We start from the raw sequence: 16,755 nt of genomic DNA, 5'->3' as shown, positions 1-16,755 counted from the left end.
ACTCGTTTCATGCCAAATCAATCAGGCGTTTATCTTCCGGCGTCAACCGCCGTCCGGACACATCCAGCTTGAGTTCTCCTTCATGGAGTCCCCAGATCCGCGTGCAATAACGCTCCGCCAATTCCAGCGGCAGCGCCGCTATCACGATTTTGTTCTGCTGTGAGCAGAGCTCCTTCAACGTCTCCAGTACGCGTTCCGCCGATTTGGGGTCCAGGCCGATGACCGGCTCGTCCGCAGCCAGGAAGCTTGCTCCGTGAACCAACGCCCGGCAGATCGCCACACGCTGGCGCTCGCCGCCGCTCAGCTTGCCGGCCTTCACGTGAGCTTTGTCGAGTAGGCCGTATTTCTCCAGCTCGTCCATCGCGCCCATGTAATCGTCCGACCGCACCATCCCGGTGAGACGACGCAGCGGCGGAGTTTGCCCCGCTTGTCCGATCAGGACGTTCTTCAGCGCGGTTTTCTCCGGATACAGCGAGGGGTTTTGTTCAAGATAAGCGCATTGGGAGCGATACTTCTGCGAGCCGCGCCCTCCGCCTTCAATCACCTTGTCCCCATTCCACGTATAGTCTCCCCGGTTCCAGTGTTCACGAAGCGCCAAGCAGCGCAGAAGCATGCTCTTTCCGCTGCCGCTTGCGCCTACAACGCCGATCATCTCCCCCGCGCCAAACTGGACGTTGATCTCGCGGAGCACCTTCTTCTTATTCCCATCCACTGTTTTCTGCAAGTGGTTGACTCTGATCATATCCGATTCTCCTTTAACTCTAAGAGGTAATTCGCATTATTAGGATTACCTTTTTCCTTTACCTTTTAGTGTATTGGAAAAACCGGCGAAAATCCATTACAGCCTGTTCATATTTGCGCTTTTTTTACCGACCACCGGCCGAAAGGCCATTTCAGCAGCAGCTTTTGGCTGAGATCGGCGACGATAATGACGGCAATCTGAATGAACGTGGGTGAAAAAACAAAGAAAAATCGTCAAAAATTCGACGACTTTTCCCCAATTGATCTTTTCCGAATAATCCTTAAACATTATAGTAGACAATCCCCTGCCTAACAAGCCATAATGAATCTGAATGCAAAGATCTTTGGGAGGTTTGTTCTGTCATGGCCTATGATGTGAAAGTGGACCATTCCTTGGTCTACGAACTGATCAGCAGCTTTATGATATATACAACGCAAAAATGGGTGAACAATCTCGATGTGGGGGCGGAATGGATCGCCGAGATCGATGCCCGCCTGACACCGGAGGAGCGGCGGCAATTCGCCGAAGCGGCCGACTACCCGTTCAGCGATTACGACGTATTGTACGTTTGGGCTTTGGAACGTGACGGAGCGGGTGAGGTCTCGCGTTTTCTGAACGATATCGCGGAAATCCCTGTCGAAGCCCTTTGCCATCGCACCAAATCCTACATTCCCTCTGTGAATAATGATACTATAGAACGGATTCGCCGCAGCTATATCCCGTTGTTGAAATGCTGGCAGCGGCTTTATTTCGGTCCGATTGAAAACCAATTTCTCCCGCTGCTGGAGGAAGATGCAGCCGAGAAGCATACGCTTCTGCAGAAGATGGACACCGACGCTCTGATTGAATACGCCTCAGGAGGGCTGGTGCTGGAGCCCCTGAAGCCAATCCAACAAGTGGTGTTGACCCCCTCCATTCATTTTCGGCCGATCAATACATACGTCTTCTATGAGAATGTGTTGTTTATCCAATATCCGCTGGATATTCCGGAGCTCGATGAGGACGAGCCCCCGATGGTGTTAAAGCGTCTGACCCGGGCGTTGGCCGAGCCTCAGCGTCTCCGCCTCCTCCGCTACGTCGCCGACGAGCCGAAATCGATGCAGGAGATGCTGCGGGATTTAGGCGAGCCGAAGGAACAACTGATGCATGACCTGATGCGGCTTCGCGTCGCCGGCCTGCTGCGCATCCACCTGCTCGCCCAGGACACGGAGAAGTTCAGCATTCGTCCGGACGGTGCGGCGGAGCTGCAGATGTTCCTGGAATCTTACATCCGACTGTAGGGTGCTCGGCTGTCGGCTGCTCGTTTTTGGCGAGACGCTTCCGCTTGTGTTAGGATAGAGTTAGACATATAGACAAGCGTTTCTTTGGATAAGGAGTGACCCGTTCTTATGAATAAAACCTTACTTCAACAAGTCATATTTGATTTGGATGATACTCTGGTCCATTGCAATAAATATTTTGATCTGATTCTCGATCAATTTGCGGATCTGCTGACCGATTGGTATAAACCGTACGGCATTTCAACGAAGGAAATCCGCGAGAAACAAACGGAAATCGATGTGGCCGGCGTCCATCAAATCGGATTTGCCAGCTCGCATTTCCCGGAGTCGCTGGTCGACACCTATCGCTATTACGCGCGGTTGACAGGACGAAAGGGGCTCCCCGAGGAGGAGAACCGGTTGATGAAGCTGGGACTCAGCGTATACGAGCAGCCGATCGAGCCGTATCCCGGGATGGTCGAAACGCTAAATCTCCTGCGCAGCCAAGGTCATGAGCTTCATTTGTACACCGGCGGGGAAACCGTGATCCAGGAGCGTAAGATTGAGCAGATGCGGTTGGCCGATTATTTTCAGGACCGAATCTACATTCGCCAGCACAAAAATGCCGAAGCCCTGGAGGAAATCCTCCAGGCACGTAATTTTGACCGCAACCGGACTTGGATGATCGGCAACAGCTTGCGCACCGATGTCATGCCTGCCCTCTCCGCCGGAATCAAAGCGATTTATATTAAAATCCCCAATGAGTGGCTGTACAACCTCGTGGAACTTCAGCATGACGGGGATATGGAAATGCATACGGTCACTTCGCTGGAGGAAGTGCCTCGCGTGATCTTCAATCAGATACATCATGCCGAACGGCAAAAACGGACCTTGTAAGGGTCCGTTTTTGGTTGGTACGGCGGTTTGAAGTGCCTACACACTTCANCAGATACATCATGCCGAACGGCAAAAACGGACCTTGTAAGGGTCCGTTTTTGGTTGGTACGGCGGTTTGAAGTGCCTACACACTTCACATCCGATCATGAAAATACCTCGTCAAACCCCCGCTCTATGGAGTCCGCCTCAGCCGAGACCGCAAACAGAATGTATAGGCCATGCGTTTTTAATACGCGGTTTTCGACCAGATCATACTCTTCTGGACGATAATCCTTGAATTTGGCGGTTTGCGCCGCGATTCTCTCTTCGATTTTCGCCATTACGCGATTTTTCTCGCTTTCTTCCTTCAGCTGGATCACCAGCAATTCTTCCGCTTTCACGTTGGATGACGCCGTATAGAGCACGAAACTCGCCACATCGTCGCTTGAGAGATGATAGAGCTTCTTCAGTCTCTCCTCGTCACCTTGCTTCATATTGCCCAGGTTCGCCGATTTTTCGATCCGCTCGCCGACCTCGACCGCCGACAGGTTGCTGCTCTCCCCTTCCCTCCCGGTGCATCCGGCCAGCAAACCGATCATTAAGGATAACGCCAGCATCGCAAGGATCGGCTTTCTTTTCCATAAAACTAATCGCTTCATTCAATCATCTCCGATAAATTCTGAATGGATGGATCCGCAAAAAACGTGTTGATATTATACATTACCAGCAGATCGTGAATTTCCCGGTCCCGAACCAGGGCCGACAAATCGCCGTCGTAATAACGAAGGTCCACGATATCGATTTCGCTGAAGTGCTTCGTCAAAAACGGAATTAAGCTGTTGGCGTACGAATCTTTCACGATTAGCAGCTTCTTCTCCGCCGCTTGAGGTGACGTGATCTTCACGAAGCCATGGTTACCGTTCATAAACACGGCATACTTATCCTTCGCGTTCAAGTTCTCCATGGCATATAAAGACCCGGCAGAATGCTGTTCATCGGCATACTCCACCGTAATCTGCTCCTCAATCTTTGGCAGCCAAAGCTCGATTTCATCCGGCCGCAAATGCTTGAAGCCGCTTCTTGAATACAGTGATCCGTAGAATTGATCCGTGACCTGCCGAAGTTCAAACTCGGTTTTTGCTTGCGGGACGATTCCCATTTGCTTGCATAACTCGCGGTACGCATAATAAGCCCCTAAGGTTGTCCAATGATGGTCCGTCCTGTAGTAGAGGTATTCCTGGCGGTTGGCGGACAAGGCCGGGTAAACATCGACAAACTGAATCGTATCGCCAAGGGCATCCCTCATTTGCTTCAAAGAAGCAAGCTCATCGCCCACAGGCGCATAAGCCGGAAGCTTCTCCTTGTTAATCGTTAATGAAGTGGGCGCCAGCATGACGTAGATTTGCAGGTTTGGCGTCGCGGCAGCAAACCTCCGGATCGCCTCCGCGTTCTCCGCCACCCGTTCTCTCGCCGGCGGTTGAAACTGCTGAATCAGATAACCGTCCTTGCCCAGATAAACTCCGTTGCTTTCTTTTTGCCCCAGAGCCCGCCCCGTATCGGAGTTGACGCCGATCCAGAAGTCGCGGAAAGGAAATTGGTCGGACACGTACTTCTCGTAATCGACCGTAAATTTCCCTGAGGTCAGAGCATGCAGCGAATATTTCGGCCTCGGTTCCAGCATCCGGTTTTCCTCCGGGGAAAACTTGCGGTCCGGGGTCAACCAACCCGCAACAGGAAGCGCGCCTAAAAATACCAGCAGCAAAATGGCCATGGCCTTTTGAACGTTTTTCAATTTCGCCGCCTCCTTTCCCCGCGTCAAAAACGAAAGTATAAAAACGGATTATAAGTTTCATGGACGAGATTCGCCGTCGACAGGAACAGCAGCAGCAAGTAAAGACCTAACGCCACGGCGGATCCCGCGATCGCCCATCTCTTCCGAATACGTAACAGAAGCCTGCGCGGAAGCGGCGTCGCGCATACGGCCAGCAAAGTCAACCAACCAGCGTAAACCGACAGATCGTATAGCGCCTGCCGATCGGCGAAACCATTCGAACCGTACCCGATCAGCGAACCGATGAACTGGACGGCAACACCTAGGTTTTCGTATTCGAAAAACACCCATCCGATCATGACGGCTGCCAGCGTGTAACCATGCGCGACACAACGCGGGAGACGGCTCAGCCCTTTCAGCCAAAACAGCTTTTCAGCGGTAACCAGGAACCCGAAATATAGCCCCCACACGATAAAGTTCCAGCTCGCCCCATGCCATAATCCGGTGAAAAACCAGACGATCAGCAGATTGCGCAGTTGCTTCGCAAGTCCTTTCCGGTTACCGCCAAGCGGGATATAGACGTACTCCCGAAACCAGGAGCCCAAGGAAATATGCCATCTGCGCCAAAATTCCGTGACGCTCCGGGATACATACGGGTAGTTGAAGTTTTTCATAAAATCAAACCCGAACATCTTCCCGAGACCGCGGGCCATGTCGGAGTATCCGCTGAAGTCGAAGTAAATTTGCAGCGTGAACGCCAAAAGTCCGAGCCAGGCGGAAAGTACGCTGAGTTCTCCCGGCGGCGTCGCTTTGACGTTCGTCCACAACAAGCCGATTGGGTTGGCCAGCAGCGCTTTTTTGGCGAGGCCGCGGATAAACACCTCGGCCCCTCTGCCGAACCGGTCAAGCGTCATGTGCCGGGCAACAAGCTGCCGGGCGATGTCGCCGTATTTGACGATGGGACCGGCCACAAGCTGGGGGAACATCGCCACGTAAGCGCCGAACGAGATCAGATTGCGCTGCGCGGTCACTTTGCGGCGGTAAACGTCAATCACGTAGGACATCGTTTGAAACGTATAAAAGGAGATGCCTAGCGGCAGCGGAAGATCCGCTGTCTGAAGGCGAAGAGGCAACACCCCGTTCAGATTGTCCACGACAAACCCGGCGTACTTGAAGAAGAACAATACGCCTAAATTGACGATGAGGGAACCGGTCAATAGACCGTTGGCGATCCCGGGTCGCTCCCGGTGCTTCTCAAGCATCAACCCGACCGCATAATTGAACAAAGTGGAGAACAGCATGATGAGCACATAGAACGGCTCGCCCCAAGCGTAGAACACCAGGCTGGCCGCGAGCAGGACGGCATTTCGAAGCTTCGGGGGCGATAAATAATAGACGAACAAGGTCGCCGGCAAAAATTGAAACAGGAAGATCAAGCTGCTGAATACCAACGCTTATCCCTCCCTGCTCCGCCGGGCCGCAGGCACCGATGCACTCGTCACTCGACCCGTTCCTTCAAGGCTTCCAGCATGAGCGGATAAAACTCCGGCTTAAAATGAATGCCGTCCGTATCGTACAGGTCCGGACGGCTCGCCGCTACCGGGGTCAGATCGACAAAGGCGACTTCTTCCTCGGCGGCCATTTCCTTAAGCTTCTCGTTATAAGCGGGAATGTTTTGATAACGTGGCTCTTTTCCGAGCACCTCCTCCGTAACGGGAGTAACCGACAATATCGTGATTTCGGTTTGAGGCAGCTTCTGTTGGATCGCTTCGATCAAGGCTGTGTAATGGTTGATCGCGTATTCCTGCGGGTTATCCGTCGGCCATAAAAGATCATCCGAACCCAATTGGATGAAAATGTGCTTGGGATTTCGCTTGGACAGCTCCTCTATATCTTCCATGGCGAATTCCGCTGTTTTTCCCGCTCCGGCCAGGACGTTTTTGTCGTCCAGCACATCGTGATACGACAAGCCTTCCGTAATGGAATCCCCCAGAAAAACGCTATTCTGAAACAGCGAAGTCAACTTGGTTTGCGTTGTTTCTGCAAAGGAAGCCTCCTGCGTTTGACCGGCGGAAGCCGGTTGGCTGGTCGAGGGTTCCCTTCCCGCGTTCTGCCCTCCGCAGGCCACAAGCGAACAAAGAATCATTCCGGTCAGCCCGATTTCCAGCATCTTTTTCATTCTCTTCACTTTCCTCTCTAGCGGTTTTCTCTTTCACATGCATAGGATAGCGAAAAGAAATGCAGATCGGGTGCAGACCGGGTCAATATGACCTGAAGATTGGGCCGGATCCGAGGACACAAACAAAAAGCGCAGAACCGCAGTTCTACGCTTGTTTGCGCAAATCGAAATAAAACAATACTCCCTCCGCCGTATTCATTACGCCGTAGGACGAGCCGTGCAGCTCCAATATATTTTTGGCGATCGCCAGGCCCAAGCCGGTTCCGCCGGTCGCCGCATTTCGCGAAGGGTCCCCGCGGTAAAAGCGATCCCACACTTTCTCCAACTGCTCCTCCGGAAGATGAACTCCGCGATTTTCCACGCCGACTCTTAGGGTATCTCCTTGATCGGCTGTGGTGACGAGGATGGTTTCCCCTTCTGGCGTATAGCGAATCGCGTTGGTGAGAAAATTGACCAACACCTGTTCGATGCGGTGCCGGTTCGCCACGACTTCCGCCGCAGTCAGCAAGGTGGACAGCTTGAGCCGCTTGGCCGCCAAGTCCGGCAACAGCTTCCCGCAGACCCGCTCGACGACCGGGACGATTTCGAACGGTTCCGTGTGCATGGCGTACGTGCCCGACTCGTATTTCGCCAGCTCCAGCATATCCGTAATCAGCAAAATCATGCCGTTCACTTCTTCTTCCATCGCTGCAATGTAATAATCCCGCTTGTGGCCGGCAACTCCATCCCTCAGCACAGCCAAACCGCTTTGAATGACGCTCAGCGGCGTCTTCAGCTCATGCGAAACGCCGGCGATAAATTCCTTTCGCGTATGTTCCAGCTGCTTTTCCTTCTCGATGTCCTGCTCGAGCTGCAGGATATGGGCATGCAGCCGGTCGGACAGTTCGTTGATGCTGCCGGACAGCTGTCCCAATTCATCCCGGCTGCGCACCGGCAATTTCTCGGAGAAGTCTAGCTTGGCGATCTGCTTGGTGGTCCGGTTGATTCGCAGCAACGGCCGGGCAATCCGGCGGGAAAAATAAAGCGAAGCCAGCACTGCCAGCAGCAATGCGGCGATCACGATATAGCCATAGTAACTCCGCATGACTTCTGCGGCCTCGCTGACGGGCTGGAGCGAAGTCATGGCGAAGAGGTAAGACAACTTGCCGTTCCGGTCTTGGGTGCGTTCCAAGAAGATTTTGTAGTTCACCCCGTTTTCCGCAAAATCCGTCATCTCGTCATTTGCATCGTCGTAGTCCCCGTACAGCAGGTCCGCCTGAAAAGCTTTGATCCGTTCCAGAAACAGACCGTTTGTATAGCGGGTGACGTCGGCTCCATCCGGAAGCCGAAGGTTCGTGATGGTTCCCTCGACCAGCGCTGAAGGGTACTTCTCAAAGTATTGCACCGGACTTTCGAAGCGAGGAACAACTTCATACTCCTTCTGGGTCAAAAGCGCATTTTCCAAGCGCCCTTCCTCCCGCAAACCGGAGTCGCTCCTGGCCATCCGCTGGGGAACCAGACGATGATTCATGATGAGGCCTTCGATCGCGATCGGCTTGCCTTCCTGAACCCAGGTGCCTCCGAAAGCGTACAGCGGATTGTCGGCGCTGAAATCGTCCACATTCGCCACGGTATAAAGCGGAAAAGTTAGCGTTTGGCCAGCAGGCATCGGGAATCCGGCCGCCTGTTCCAATCGGACCTCCATCTCAAAATCGCCGGAATACAGCAAGCTCCCCATTTCGTCCAACATCGCAATCCAAGTGCCATGCTCACGGTAGAACTCCTGCTCCAGTTCGGCCACCGCCTTCGGTTCCCCGTTCGTTTTCATGTATTCCTGCCGAAAGGTATGAACGGCGGCTTTAACTTTCTCCACCTTCTGATGCACGTAAAACTGTTTGAAAAACACGGTTTGCCCGGCGAAAATCAGCGCCACGATCAACAGGCAGAGCGCCGTCGTCAACAAAAACAGCTTGAGAACGATCCCCCGGATCATGGCCGCTCCTCGAATTTGTAACCCGCCCGCATGACGGTCACGATGCATTTGGCTTTGTCGCCTAATTTCGCCCGCAAATTGCGCATATGGCTGTTGATTGTCCGTTCGTCGCCGGGAAAATCATAACCCCAGATTTTCGTCATCAATTGCTCCCGGGTTACGATCATTCCTTGGTTCTTCATGAGATAGGCCAAAATTTCGAATTCTGTATACGTAAGGCTGCAGTCCTCCCCGTCGATCGTAACGGTACGGGAAGCAAGCTGGATCGCGATCCCGGCGCCCGACAGCAAGTCCTTCTCCTGGCCTGGGGTGCCCCGGGGTTCCAACAAGCGTCTGGCCCGCGCCATCAATATCGGCGGACTGCACGGCTTGACGACGTAGTCGTCTGCGCCTAATTCGAATCCGAGCAAGGTGTCGTCTTCGTCCGAGCGGGCCGTCAGCATGATGATCGGGACGTCCGACACCTTGCGAATCCGTTGACACACCGACCATCCGTCCAGTTCCGGCAGCATGATGTCAAGGAGGATCAAATCGACCGGATGCTGCTCGAACAAAGCCAACGCCTGCTTCCCGTCGCCAGCCTCCAGCACGACGTAACCTTCGTTCACCATATAATCTTTGATAATCTCCCGCAAAAGGAGCTTGTCTTCGACAATTAAAATCGTTTTGGACATGATTCTACCTCTCAATGACGTGTTGAATACTCCTAAGCCTACACTAAACGTTTTTACCCCAAACCTCAACCGAAGCGGTGAGTTATAGCACGAAAGCAGCCGGTTTAGGTCATCGGCTGCTTCTTAGTTAATATCATTAATTAAATAGATTTGAACTTATGAAGGAGATGGGGCAACTGTACTATCGGCTTGCTCCAGAGTAAGCTTCCCGGTATTGCGGTCTGCCAATAAAATGCGCCCTTTTACTTCTCCGCCGTCCCGCTTGAACGACAACAGCTGTGTCTGGCCTTTGGTCAGCAGCGCGTTGAGCATCGTCGGCGAGATCTTCTTGCCGCTGAATTCCTTCCAGATGACGAAACCGCAGCCCTNTTCCGCCGCGCCGGCTCCCCTTGTCCGGCTCCTCCGTGCCGAACATGGAGGCGTCCGCTTTCTGCTGCGTACGCACCTTCTCGATGATCGAAACGGTGAACCGGCGCACGTTCTCCATAAACTTTTCCCGGGCCGCTTCGCCTTTTGAAATCTGATACAGCCGCCGCTCCCATTGCCCCGTCATCTCCGGCGAGGTCAGCAGTTCAACGCCGGCGCGGCGGATCAGCTCCACCGCCGTCCGGCCTTTTTGCGTTACGGTGATCTTCTTGCCCTGCATCGTAATATATCCTACGTTCTTCAGCCGCTCGATCGTTGCCGCCCGCGTAGCTGGGGTGCCGAGACCGGCATCCTTCATCGCTTCGCGCAGCTCTTCGTTCTCCAGTTGCTTCCCGGCACTCTCCATCGCTTTCAGCAGCGTGCCTTCCGTATAGTGCTTTGGCGGCTGCGTAGCCTTCTCCTTCGCTTCCGCTCCGGTGCATTGCACCGGACGGTCCTTATCAATCTGGAACGGCTCGCTGACCAAATCTTCAGCTTCCTCTTCCTCGTCCTTCTTCTTCCCGCGACCGCTTCCGGATTTCGTCCCGTCGTCCCCCGGCAAACACACCTTCCACCCGAGGGACAGCAGCTCCTTCACGTTCGTCTTGAACGTTTCGCCTTCCACTTCGGTCAGCACGGTATGCTGCTTATATTCCGCCGCCGGATAGAAATGCGACAGGAACCGCCGGATCACAAGGTCGTAAACGTTCTGCTCCTCCTTGCTTAAGGTGCCCGGACGCCGAAGCGTTGGCAGGATCGCATGGTGATCCTCAACCCGCGAAGGATTGCAGACCGCTTTGTTGCCGACATGCACCAGACTTGGCCGGCCGCCTTCCGCCAGCTCCTTGTAGCTCGAGGATTTCAGCATATGCAGGACCTTGTGCATGCCGTCGATATTTTGCTCGGTCACATAGTTGGAGCTCGTCCGCGGATAAGAGATCACTTTATGCCGTTCATACAACGCCTGGGCAATGTCCAGCGTCTTCTTGGCGGAATAACCAAACTTCGCATTGGCTTCCCGCTGCAGCAAGGTCAAGTCATACAGCTTGTACGGATATTCTTTCGTATCTTTAACCTCGTATTCGGTGATCCGGCCTTCCTTGCCGCGAACCTTCTCGGCGATCGCCGCAGCTCGCTCTCCGTCCGTCAGGCGGTCCCCCTGCCAACTGCCCGTGTACTTTCGCGCGTCCAGCTCGAACTCCGCTTTGATCTCATAGTAAGTCAGTGAATCAAAATTCTCAATTTCCTTCTGACGATCATAGATCAGCGCAAGTACCGGGGTTTGCACCCGGCCTACCGACAGCAGCTCCCGGTGCTTGGTCGTAAACGCCCGCGTGGCGTTCATCCCGATCAGCCAGTCCGCTTCGCTGCGCGCCCGTGCGGCTAAGGTCAGGTTCTCGAACTCGGACGCGTCATACAGCTCGGCAAACCCTTTGGCGATGCTCTCGCTGGTCAAATCGGAGATCCACAGACGCTTGACGGGCTGGGTTAACTTCAACTGCTGCTGAATTAGCGCAAAAATATACTGCCCTTCGCGCGCGGCGTCGCAGGCATTCACGATCGCGTCGCAGCGTTTCGCCAGCTCACCGATCGTTTTCAACTGATCTTTCGTCCGCGGATTCGGCACGATCTTGAATTGATCCGGCAGAATCGGCAGGTCGCCGAAGTTCCAGCGTTTGTATTTTTCGTCGTAGGCATCCGGCTCGGCCAGGCCGAGCAGATGACCGATCGCCCAAGTAATGATGTAGCGCTCTCCCTCCAGATAGGACCGGTTGTTCTTCGCTTTCGGCTCAATCACCGCGGCGATCGTCCGTCCCATGTCCGGTTTTTCGGCTATTACGAGCGTTTTCATGCTTAAGCGCCCCTCTTCCTCTGTCTACTGAATCTAAAAAAAGAGCCGCGCTTCGCGCAGCTCTAGTAAGCTAGTACCTATTATAGCATATGGACCCAGGATCGTCCTGTCATTTCTTGCATCCGGTTCGTTGCCTTATACCAGCACCGTCGAACCCATCAAGTATTTATCCACTTCACGGGCGGCCTCACGGCCTTCGTTGATCGCCCAGACGACTAAACTTTGACCGCGGCGCATGTCCCCGGCGGCGAACACTTTATCCACATTTGTCTTGAACTGGCCGTATTTCGCCTTCACATTCGTGCGGCGGTCCTTCTCCAGGCCCAGCTCATCCGCCAAGGTCGATTCCGGTCCGTCGAACCCGATGGCGATCAGTGCCATTTGCGCCGGGAAGACGCGTTCCGTGCCCGGGATCGGCTCATACGTTTTGCGGCCGTTCTCATCGACTTTCCGCTGGATCTGCACCGTGTGCAACTCCTTCAGATTGCCGTTCTCATCGCCGACAAAGCGCGTCGTCATGATCGAGAATTCCCGAGGATCGTTGCCAAATAGCGCTTTGGCTTCTTCCTGAGCATAGTCGAGCGTGTACACGTTCGGGAATTGCGGCCAAGGGTTATGGATCGGATCGCGTTCCAGCGGAGCTTTGGCATGCGTGCCGAATTGCGTAATGCTGCGGCAGCCGTGGCGGAGCGCTGTTGCCACGCAGTCGGAGCCAGTGCCCCCCCCGCCGATGACGATCACGTCTTTCCCTTCTGCGGACAGATATTGCCCGTCGGTTAAGCCCGAGTCGAGATAACTCTTAATCGTCCCGTTCAAGAACGGCATCGCATAATGTACCCCGTTCAAATCGCTGCCTTCGATGTTGAATTCGCGAGGTTGGGTTGCCCCGCCGCACAGCACGACAGCGTCAAATTCATCAACGAGCTGCTGTGCTTTGATATCTTTGCCGATTTCCGTACGGGTCACAAATTTGACGCCTTCCGCCGCCAGCAGATCAACGCGGCGTTGTACGATCGATTTGTCCAGCTTCATCGTGGGGATCCCATACATCAGGAGGCCGCCGATCCGATCCGAACGCTCGTAGACCGTCACCTCATGGCCCGCTTTATTCAACTGTGCGGCGCACGCCAGACCTGCTGGTCCGGAACCGACCACAGCCACTTTACGGCCTGTCCGCTTCTCCGGGGGTTCAGGTACAACCCAACCTTCCTCGAATCCTTTATCGATAATCGCCTGCTCAATCGTCTTGATGGTCACCGGTTCCCCGATCAAGCCAACGGTACAAGAGCCTTCACAAGGCGCGGGGCATACTCGTCCCGTAAATTCGGGAAAATTATTCGTTTTGTGCAAACGATCCAGCGCTTCTTTCCAGAGATTGCGATAAACCAGGTTGTTCCATTCGGGTATCAGGTTGTGCACGGGGCACCCCGCCGTCCCGCCGGTCATATCGATCCCCGAGTGGCAATAAGGTGTGCCGCAGTCCATGCAGCGCGCCCCCTGGGTGCGGAGCTCTTCGGCAGACATATGTTTATGAAACTCCTCCCAGTCCTTCACCCGCTCGGACGGGCTCCGGTCTCCGGGAAGTTCGCGTTTGAACTCCATAAATCCTGTTGGTGTAGACATCAAAAGTTCCCCCATCCGTCATCAATGTATCTTGATGTTAGCATTCGGGGGAACTGTTATTAATGGATTATTGATATGATAATTTGTACTGATCATCACATCATGTGCGACGTTCATAAGTTAGAAAGCGGTAATCAAACGGGTTCTTCTCGTCCCGCACTCCCTGTTCTTCATGGACTAATTGGAAGTCTTCCCATGCAAAGTGAGGGAAAAATACATCGCCTTCGATCTCTTCATCGATCCGTGTCACCAGCAGCCGATCCGCCAGCGGCAGGAATTGTTGAAACACGCCTGCACCGCCGATGATCATCAGTTCACCTCGCTCCGCGTAGGTCAACGCTTCCTCCACCGAATGAACGACATCGGCTCCCTCGGCCGTATAGGAGGCATCCCCGGTGATCACCACGCTATGCCGGTTGGGCAGCGGTTTACTTCCCATAGATTCCCAAGTTTTGCGGCCCATCACGATCGTCTTCCCCGTCGTATTTGCCTTAAAGTACTTCAGATCGGCCGGGAGCCTCCAGGGCAGCTGATTGTTCCGGCCAATGGCTCCATTTCGGGACATCGCCCATATTAACGTAATCATTCCCAACTTTATACCGCCCCTTTCTCACAGGTTTTAAACTGCGACCGTTGCTTTAATTGTTGGATGGTGCTGGTACCCGACGAATTCGAAATCTTCGTAGACATAGTCAAAAATCGAGTCCGGCTTCCGTTTGATCACCAGCTTCGGCAATGGATACGGCTCCCGCTCCAGCTGAGTCTTCACCTGTTCGATATGGTTGTTGTAGATATGCACGTCCCCGCCCGACCAAATGAACTCACCCACCTCAAGATCACACTGCTGAGCGATCATATGCGTGAGCAGTGCGTAGCTGGCGATGTTAAACGGCAACCCGAGGAACGTGTCCACCGAACGCATCGTCAACATACAAGACAGCTTGCCGTTTGCTACATAAAACTGAAAGACAAAATGGCAAGGCGGCAGCTTCATTTGATCCACCTCGGCCACATTCCAGGCGCTGACCAGGTGGCGGCGCGAATCCGGGTTCTTTTGGATCGCCTCCACAACGTTTGCAATTTGATCGATTTTTCGCCCGTCCGGGGCTTCCCAGGAACGCCATTGCGAGCCATATACCGGCCCCAGGTCGCCGTTCTCGTCCGCCCATTCATCCCAAATACGAACGCCATGCTCTTTGAGATAAGCGATATTCGTATCGCCGCGCAAGAACCACAGCAGCTCATGGATCACCGATTTCACGTGAATTCGTTTGGTCGTTACCAGAGGGAAACCCTCGCTTAAATCAAAACGCAGCTGCCGCCCAAAGACAGAACGCGTCCCGACGCCGGTCCGATCCTCCTTGGGGGTCCCGTTCTCCAGAACATCCTCCAGCAAATCCAAATAGTTTCTCATCTTATTCTAACACCCCGTCACGTTGTACTCTAATCCACCCTATTATAGCAGACTTCCCCTGCTTTTGGATTTCGTTTGTTTCAGGCTGTGCTCCAGAATGTTTGTTCGCATCAAAGCTTGACATCGTCGGTTTGGATGGTTATAGTAAAAAGACCATAACCTAATAGATCCATGCGAGTGAAGCACCTCGCAAGACAGGCGTAATGCCTGGCTTGGAGGTGCTTTTTTGCGTGCTTGTTAGGCTTGGAAAATCATGAAAGTGAGGAGTTGTTCGTTCATGAAATGGAGACAACCGGTGAAAATGGCATTCGCCGCCGCCATCGCTTTTTCGCTGCTGGTGGGTGGAGGCCGGTACATGCAAGCTGCAAGCTCCTGGGATGCGGCTTTGGATGGAATCGATGCGGTATATGACGGGTTGACGGCGGTTCAAACGCTGGTGAAGCAGGAGAGCCTCGAGATCTCGGCGCTGCGGAAGAAGAACAACGACGCTTTGTCCGCGCTAAATGCGAAGATCCGATTGATTGATCAGACAGTTGTAACCCGACTTGCACAAGAGTCTGAGGCGCTGCAGCGCAAGCACGCGCCGCTGTTAGAGCAGTACGCTTCACTGGGTAAACAAGCCGCTGACGCCAAGAAGCGCAAGGATAAGAAATCGGCGGATCTGCTGGAATTGAAACGCAATAAGTTGAAACCCTCGGCAACGGCCGCTTCCGCAGAAATTAGGGCGAAGAAGGAGACGCTCGCGGCAGCGAAGAAATCCAAAACCGCCAAAGCGAAAGTCGTCAAAGACGCGCTGGTACCGGTGCAGACCTTAAAAAAGCAGATCACCGCCGAAAACAAATCCGTCGCCGCCGCGCGAAAGCACCTCTCGGCGGCGGATAAACGATATAAATCCAGCGTCAAACGCGGCGACGCTATTCTCGCGGCTCTGGAGCTAAAGGCGGTCTATGATCAGACCAAAGCCATTCACGCCTCTTTAACGAAAGTATACGCCTGGGAGAAGCAAGTGGCCCAATTAATCACCGCTGCTTCGGCGAAGCTGCCGAAATAGCGCCGGGTCACCTTTCAGCTGTTAAGCTCAGCTCCAAGGTTCCGCGGACTCCCTCGTCTTCATATCGAATTTGAATCAATAATTCTTCGTTGTCAATAACGCCCACCGGAAGGTCATATTGCTTCGTTTCGGAAGAATGTTTGGATATCCCCATCGAATGTACGGCGGCACATTCACGGTTATCGCGAGGCTGCTCTTCATGAACAATGGTGATATAGCTCCCACAGTCGGCGATAATATCGACCATCGTACCGGTTTTATTCGAGAGGGTGACTTCCAATTCATATTCCGAACCGTCTTCCGATCGGGTTGCGTTCGCAGTTACTTTGAGCACCTTGTCCTCGATTTGCCCGGCCAGCCTTGCCGGAGCATTCTGGGGCATTCCCTCATTTGGATCTGTTGCCTCTCCCCCCGTCAATAGGGTGAACAGCAGGTAAATCAGAAATAGAAGATTCGAACTTCGAACGATCATGGGATATCCTCCAACCTTTTTCTCATTTCTCCTGTCGGACCTATTGACGAATCTTAAGGTTTATAGGTTGCAGACAGGAGGAATGGAGGATTGGAAAGAGCTAATTTCATTTTTAGAATTGCTATATCGTAATATTAGGATATAATGATAAAGAGAGATAAAACGAGGTGAACTTTCATGGATAACCATTTCAAAGCCTATCAGGAGACCGCCGAGCTTCTGAAAGCTCTGGCTCATCCGGTTCGGTTGTGCATCGTCCGCGGCTTGCTGGATCAGAAGCAATGCAATGTAACCTACATGCAGGAATGTCTGGAACTGCCGCAATCGACCGTATCTCAGCACCTGCAGAAGCTGCGCAGCCTGGGAATCGTCGAAGCGGAACGCAGCGGCCTGGAAGTCAATTACCGACTGGCGAACGAGAGAATCATCAAGCTGGTTCGCCATTTATTTGAGGAGGAACAATAA

General features: G+C 53.5%; 16 protein-coding genes and 1 pseudogene. 4 read left to right on the top strand and 13 right to left on the bottom strand.

Features of this window, described 5'->3' with window-relative positions; genetic code table 11:
* Nucleotides 1-7: 7 nt before the first annotated feature.
* Nucleotides 8-742: a phosphonate ABC transporter ATP-binding protein gene (locus BN3795_RS15745; protein WP_068785644.1), complete on the bottom strand. Its 735-nt coding sequence runs from the start codon at nt 740-742 to the stop codon at nt 8-10.
* A gap of 96 nt (nt 743-838) precedes the next feature.
* Nucleotides 839-1,030, bottom strand: coding sequence for a hypothetical protein (locus BN3795_RS15740; protein WP_068785643.1), 192 nt, complete (start codon nt 1,028-1,030; stop codon nt 839-841).
* A 74-nt stretch (nt 1,031-1,104) separates the two neighbouring features.
* On the opposite strand from BN3795_RS15740, the gene BN3795_RS15735 reads away from it, so the two are divergent.
* Together BN3795_RS15735 and BN3795_RS15730 are read left to right on the top strand one after the other, a co-directional pair.
* Nucleotides 1,105-2,022: a winged helix-turn-helix domain-containing protein gene (locus BN3795_RS15735; RefSeq protein WP_068785642.1), complete on the top strand. Its 918-nt coding sequence runs from the start codon at nt 1,105-1,107 to the stop codon at nt 2,020-2,022.
* Nucleotides 2,023-2,130: 108 nt separating this feature from the next.
* Nucleotides 2,131-2,898, top strand: coding sequence for an HAD family hydrolase (locus tag BN3795_RS15730; protein WP_068785641.1), 768 nt, complete (start codon nt 2,131-2,133; stop codon nt 2,896-2,898).
* A gap of 143 nt (nt 2,899-3,041) precedes the next feature.
* Here BN3795_RS15730 and BN3795_RS15725 read toward each other — a convergent pair whose 3' ends face one another.
* The 10 genes and pseudogenes from BN3795_RS15725 to thyA all read right to left on the bottom strand — a co-directional run bounded on the left by BN3795_RS15725 (nt 3,042) and on the right by thyA (nt 14,767).
* Nucleotides 3,042-3,536, bottom strand: a complete 495-nt coding sequence (locus BN3795_RS15725; protein WP_068785640.1) for a DUF4358 domain-containing protein — start codon at nt 3,534-3,536, stop codon at nt 3,042-3,044.
* Nucleotides 3,533-4,669: a DHHW family protein gene (locus tag BN3795_RS15720; protein WP_332835609.1), complete on the bottom strand. Its 1,137-nt coding sequence runs from the start codon at nt 4,667-4,669 to the stop codon at nt 3,533-3,535. Before BN3795_RS15720 ends, BN3795_RS15725 begins: the two co-directional genes overlap by 4 nt.
* 23 nt (nt 4,670-4,692) lie before the next feature.
* Entirely contained in the window at nt 4,693-6,099 is a 1,407-nt protein-coding gene (locus tag BN3795_RS15715; protein WP_068785639.1) for an MBOAT family O-acyltransferase, read from the bottom strand.
* Between the two features lie 47 nt (nt 6,100-6,146).
* The gene (locus BN3795_RS15710) at nt 6,147-6,827 is read right to left on the bottom strand and encodes a GDSL-type esterase/lipase family protein (RefSeq protein WP_198524735.1); all 681 of its coding nucleotides are present in this window, start codon (nt 6,825-6,827) and stop codon (nt 6,147-6,149) included.
* A gap of 145 nt (nt 6,828-6,972) precedes the next feature.
* On the bottom strand, nt 6,973-8,799 hold the full coding sequence (locus BN3795_RS15705) for a sensor histidine kinase (protein WP_068785637.1): 1,827 nt from the start codon (nt 8,797-8,799) through the stop codon (nt 6,973-6,975).
* The gene (locus tag BN3795_RS15700; RefSeq protein ID WP_068785636.1) at nt 8,796-9,473 is read right to left on the bottom strand and encodes a response regulator transcription factor; all 678 of its coding nucleotides are present in this window, start codon (nt 9,471-9,473) and stop codon (nt 8,796-8,798) included. Before BN3795_RS15700 ends, BN3795_RS15705 begins: the two co-directional genes overlap by 4 nt.
* A gap of 156 nt (nt 9,474-9,629) precedes the next feature.
* Nucleotides 9,630-11,730 (bottom strand): annotated as a pseudogene (locus BN3795_RS15695) (DNA topoisomerase 3).
* A gap of 135 nt (nt 11,731-11,865) precedes the next feature.
* Nucleotides 11,866-13,353, bottom strand: coding sequence for a glutamate synthase subunit beta (locus BN3795_RS15690; protein ID WP_068785635.1), 1,488 nt, complete (start codon nt 13,351-13,353; stop codon nt 11,866-11,868).
* 100 nt (nt 13,354-13,453) lie between these two features.
* Nucleotides 13,454-13,939 carry a dihydrofolate reductase gene (locus BN3795_RS15685; RefSeq protein ID WP_068785742.1) on the bottom strand — a complete coding sequence of 162 codons (486 nt, stop codon included), beginning with the start codon at nt 13,937-13,939 and terminating at the stop codon, nt 13,454-13,456.
* A gap of 33 nt (nt 13,940-13,972) precedes the next feature.
* A complete protein-coding gene (gene thyA, locus BN3795_RS15680) occupies nt 13,973-14,767 on the bottom strand; it encodes a thymidylate synthase (RefSeq protein WP_068785634.1) in 795 nt (264 codons plus the stop codon).
* A 277-nt stretch (nt 14,768-15,044) separates the two neighbouring features.
* Between thyA and BN3795_RS15675 the strand changes: the two genes are divergently transcribed.
* Nucleotides 15,045-15,818, top strand: a complete 774-nt coding sequence (locus tag BN3795_RS15675) for a hypothetical protein (RefSeq protein WP_068785633.1) — start codon at nt 15,045-15,047, stop codon at nt 15,816-15,818.
* Between the two features lie 7 nt (nt 15,819-15,825).
* Here BN3795_RS15675 and BN3795_RS15670 read toward each other — a convergent pair whose 3' ends face one another.
* Complete coding sequence (locus BN3795_RS15670; RefSeq protein ID WP_068785632.1) at nt 15,826-16,290, bottom strand: hypothetical protein; 465 nt, start codon at nt 16,288-16,290, stop codon at nt 15,826-15,828.
* A 177-nt stretch (nt 16,291-16,467) separates the two neighbouring features.
* On the opposite strand from BN3795_RS15670, the gene BN3795_RS15665 reads away from it, so the two are divergent.
* Nucleotides 16,468-16,755: an ArsR/SmtB family transcription factor gene (locus BN3795_RS15665; protein WP_068785631.1), complete on the top strand. Its 288-nt coding sequence runs from the start codon at nt 16,468-16,470 to the stop codon at nt 16,753-16,755.

Source organism: Paenibacillus phocaeensis, assembly GCF_900021165.1.
In the GTDB taxonomy this organism is placed as follows: Bacteria; Bacillota; Bacilli; order Paenibacillales; family Paenibacillaceae; genus Fontibacillus; species Fontibacillus phocaensis.
Note: the sequence above shows the minus strand (reverse complement) of the source record. Positions and strands in the feature narration are given on the sequence as shown.

Coding starts and splice junctions, on each gene's coding strand:
- BN3795_RS15685 (WP_068785742.1), bottom strand. CDS start 13,939: ATGATTACGTTAATATGGGCGATGTCCCGAAATGGAGCCATTGGCCGG.
- thyA (WP_068785634.1), bottom strand. CDS start 14,767: ATGAGAAACTATTTGGATTTGCTGGAGGATGTTCTGGAGAACGGGACC.
- BN3795_RS15665 (WP_068785631.1), top strand. CDS start 16,468: ATGGATAACCATTTCAAAGCCTATCAGGAGACCGCCGAGCTTCTGAAA.
- BN3795_RS15700 (WP_068785636.1), bottom strand. CDS start 9,473: ATGTCCAAAACGATTTTAATTGTCGAAGACAAGCTCCTTTTGCGGGAG.
- BN3795_RS15730 (WP_068785641.1), top strand. CDS start 2,131: ATGAATAAAACCTTACTTCAACAAGTCATATTTGATTTGGATGATACT.
- BN3795_RS15745 (WP_068785644.1), bottom strand. CDS start 742: ATGATCAGAGTCAACCACTTGCAGAAAACAGTGGATGGGAATAAGAAG.
- BN3795_RS15670 (WP_068785632.1), bottom strand. CDS start 16,290: ATGATCGTTCGAAGTTCGAATCTTCTATTTCTGATTTACCTGCTGTTC.
- BN3795_RS15725 (WP_068785640.1), bottom strand. CDS start 3,536: ATGAAGCGATTAGTTTTATGGAAAAGAAAGCCGATCCTTGCGATGCTG.
- BN3795_RS15705 (WP_068785637.1), bottom strand. CDS start 8,799: ATGATCCGGGGGATCGTTCTCAAGCTGTTTTTGTTGACGACGGCGCTC.
- BN3795_RS15690 (WP_068785635.1), bottom strand. CDS start 13,353: ATGTCTACACCAACAGGATTTATGGAGTTCAAACGCGAACTTCCCGGA.
- BN3795_RS15740 (WP_068785643.1), bottom strand. CDS start 1,030: ATGTTTAAGGATTATTCGGAAAAGATCAATTGGGGAAAAGTCGTCGAA.
- BN3795_RS15735 (WP_068785642.1), top strand. CDS start 1,105: ATGGCCTATGATGTGAAAGTGGACCATTCCTTGGTCTACGAACTGATC.
- BN3795_RS15675 (WP_068785633.1), top strand. CDS start 15,045: ATGAAATGGAGACAACCGGTGAAAATGGCATTCGCCGCCGCCATCGCT.
- BN3795_RS15710 (WP_198524735.1), bottom strand. CDS start 6,827: ATGAAAAAGATGCTGGAAATCGGGCTGACCGGAATGATTCTTTGTTCG.